Raw genomic sequence first — 2863 nt, 5'->3', positions numbered from 1 at the left:
TTATTTACCTGGTTCAGTTACGTATTGCTAAGGTTCAAACGGAGGAGTTAGTTGGATGATCCAGCACCTGGAGCACAGGTACAGCGAGCTGCACGCGCCGCCACACGTCGTCCGGCACGCTGGAGTAATCGCAGGCGAAGTTGCGGGCCGGCTGGGCATTCGCCGAACACGGCTCGGCGCCCGCCAGGTAGGCCGCGCCTTCGTAGATCTGGTAGAACGGATTCGGGCTGACGACGAGGGCGCCCGGGCTCGACGCATCGACCACGCAGTGCGCGATCGCGAACAGCGCCTCGCGCGAACCGTTCACGGGCGGCGCCATCGTGGCCGGATCCAGCGGCGGGATCGCATAGCGGCGCTCCAGCCAGCCGGCGATCGCGGCGCGCAGCGGCTCGCCGCCGTGCGTGGTCGGATACGTGGCCAGGCCGGCCATCGCGTGCGTCAGCGCTTTCTGGATGAAGGCGGGCGTCGGGTGCTTGGGTTCGCCGATCCCCAGGCTGATGGGTTTATAGTCGGGATTCGGCGTGACGCCGGCGAACAACTGGCGCAGCTTTTCGAACGGATAAGGGTGCAAGCGGTCGAAGATGCGGATTCACGGCGATGTGTTTTCTTGGCCGATATGCGGTGTGAGAAGGACAATTATAGCCAGATCCGGTGCCACGGCGACCTTTCCGGGCGCCCCGGGTCGGCGTAGTATTGACGACAGGAATCCTTACCGGCCCACCGATCATGCAGCGCTCCGTCGACTACGTCCGTACCCTGACCGCCCAGGCGCGCAGCGCGCGCGCCAACCGCCACCTCGGCTTCGCGCTGGCCGGCGTGGCCGGGGCCATGAATGCCGGCGGCTTCCTGGCCGTGCACCAGTACACGTCGCACATGACGGGCATCGTGTCCTCGGCCGCCGACAATCTCGCGCTGGGCGCCGGCGATCTCATGCTGGACGCACTCGGCGCCATCCTCTCGTTCCTGCTGGGCGCGGCCAGCACGGCGCTGCTCGTCAACTACGGACGGCGCCGCAGCCTGGCCAGCGAATACGCGCTGCCGCTGATGTTCGAAGCCATGCTGCTGCTGGCGTTCGGCGTGCTGGGCGCGCGCCTGTCCAGCGTCCGCGGCCTGTTCGTGCCGGCCACCGTGATGCTGCTGTGCTATACGATGGGCCTGCAGAACGCCCTGGTGACGAAGCTGTCGCACGCGGAGATCCGAACGACGCACATGACGGGCATCGTCACCGACATCGGCATCGAACTGGGCAAGATGTTGTACTGGAATGCCGACGAGACGGCGCGTCCGCGCGTGGCGTCCAACCGCGCGCGCCTCGCGGTGCTGTGCGGCCTGCTGGGCAGCTTCTTCGGCGGCGGCGTGGCCGGCGCGCTCGGGTTCAAGGTGCTCGGCTATGCGGCGACGGTGCCGCTGGCGCTGCTGCTGTGCAGCCTCGCCATCGTGCCGGCGCTGGACGACCTGCGCGCACGCACGCGCAGGTCTTGAGCCCGTTCAGCCGCCGCAGTGCGGCAGCGTGACGGCGGCGGCCTTGCCGTCGTAGACGATCGTCTGGACGTCGCCGGCCTGGGCGCCGCAGCGCACGGCGAACGCCTGGCGTGCCGGCATGCCGTCGTAGCGGCCTTCGCGCGGCGCGATGTCGAGGCGCCTGGCGCCGTCGTGCCACGTCATCCGCACCAGCGCATGCGCGCCTTTCTGGTACGCGTAGCCGTCGCCGCCGTCGTCGTACAGCGCGTAGGCGCCGTCCTTGCCCGGATAGACGACGAGGTCGATCGGCGCGTCCGACTTCTCGTCCGCGAACTGTTTCACGGGACCCAGCGGCAGGATGCTGCCGGCACGGACGTAGACCGGGATCGTCGCGATGTCGGCCTTCGCCGTCACCGTCTGACCCGCGTCGAGGCGCGCCCCGGTCCAGAAGTCGAACCACGCATCCTTGCCGGGCAGGTAGACCTCGCGCGCCTGCGCTTTCGCCTGCACGACGGGCGCCACGAGCAGGGCCTTGCCGAACATGTACTCGTCCGGGATGTGGAGCGCCTGGACATCGTCGCGGAAGTCGAAGGCGAGGGCGCGCATCGTCGTGCCGTCGTTGTGCGACGTGTACTGGTGCACGGCCAGGAAGCCGCCGGCATTCATGGCCCCGGCCACGCCGGCCAGCGCGAAGCCGAGGTGGCGGTTGGCGCGCGCGCTGCGCGCCTGGGCGGTCAGGGTACGGACGTAGTCGACGGAGCGCTGCATGATCGGTGGGCCGGTAAGGATTCCTGTCGTCAATACTACGCCGACCCGGGGCGCCCGGAAAGGTCGCCGTGGCACCGGATCTGGCTATAATTGTCCTTCTCACGCCGCATATCGCCAAGAAAACACATCGCCGTGAATCCACATCTCGACCGCTTGCACCCTTATCCGTTCGAAAAGCTGCGCCAGTTGTTCGCCGGCGTCACGCCAAACCCGACTATGAACCCATCAGCCTGGGGATCGGCGAACCCAAGCACCCGACGCCCGCCTTCATCCAGAAAGCGCTGACGCACGCGATGGCCGGCCTGGCCACGTATCCGACCACGCACGGCGGCGAGCCGCGTTGCGCGCCGCGATCGCCGGCTGGCTGGAGCGCCGCTATGCGATCCCGCCGCTGGATCCGGCCACGATGCGTGCTGCCCGTGAACAGTTCGCGCGAGGCGCTGTTCCGCGTCGCATCGATGCGTCGAAGCCGGGCGCCCTCGTCGTCAGCCGATCCGTTCTCCACAGAAGGCGCGGCCTCTTGGCGGGCGCCAAGCCCTGTTCGTCGCCGGCCCGCAACTTCGCCTGCGATTACTCCAGCGTGCCGGACGACGTGGCGGCGTGCACGTACCACTACTGTACCTGTGCTGTGGTG

General features: G+C 68.1%; 3 protein-coding genes and 2 pseudogenes. 2 read left to right on the top strand and 3 right to left on the bottom strand.

What is annotated here, in order from left to right; all coding sequences use genetic code 11:
* Window positions 1-34: 34 nt before the first annotated feature.
* Window positions 35-571, bottom strand: coding sequence for an aminotransferase class I/II-fold pyridoxal phosphate-dependent enzyme (locus ACWNCF_RS05555; protein WP_449406325.1), 537 nt, complete (start codon window positions 569-571; stop codon window positions 35-37).
* A 155-nt stretch (window positions 572-726) separates the two neighbouring features.
* Here ACWNCF_RS05555 and ACWNCF_RS05550 point away from each other — a divergent pair, with 155 nt between their 5' ends.
* Window positions 727-1482: a YoaK family protein gene (locus tag ACWNCF_RS05550; RefSeq protein WP_449406324.1), complete on the top strand. Its 756-nt coding sequence runs from the start codon at window positions 727-729 to the stop codon at window positions 1480-1482.
* 6 nt (window positions 1483-1488) lie between these two features.
* Here the strand turns inward: ACWNCF_RS05550 and ACWNCF_RS05545 are convergent, their stop codons facing one another.
* Together ACWNCF_RS05545 and ACWNCF_RS05540 are read right to left on the bottom strand one after the other, a co-directional pair.
* The gene (locus ACWNCF_RS05545) at window positions 1489-2067 is read right to left on the bottom strand and encodes a DUF5110 domain-containing protein (RefSeq protein WP_449406326.1); all 579 of its coding nucleotides are present in this window, start codon (window positions 2065-2067) and stop codon (window positions 1489-1491) included.
* Between the two features lie 6 nt (window positions 2068-2073).
* A pseudogene (locus ACWNCF_RS05540) lies at window positions 2074-2229 on the bottom strand (DUF1275 domain-containing protein); the annotation flags it as partial.
* Window positions 2230-2361: 132 nt separating this feature from the next.
* Between ACWNCF_RS05540 and ACWNCF_RS05535 the strand changes: the two are divergent.
* Window positions 2362-2863, top strand: a pseudogene (locus tag ACWNCF_RS05535) (aminotransferase class I/II-fold pyridoxal phosphate-dependent enzyme); the annotation flags it as partial.

This window comes from Massilia phosphatilytica (assembly GCF_977014125.1).
Note: the sequence above shows the minus strand (reverse complement) of the source record. Positions and strands in the feature narration are given on the sequence as shown.

Bases quoted from the DNA above. Each gene is read 5' to 3' on its own strand.
- ACWNCF_RS05550 (WP_449406324.1), top strand. From the start codon at position 727: ATGCAGCGCTCCGTCGACTACGTCCGTACCCTGACCGCCCAGGCGCGC.
- ACWNCF_RS05545 (WP_449406326.1), bottom strand. From the start codon at position 2,067: ATGCGCGCCCTCGCCTTCGACTTCCGCGACGATGTCCAGGCGCTCCAC.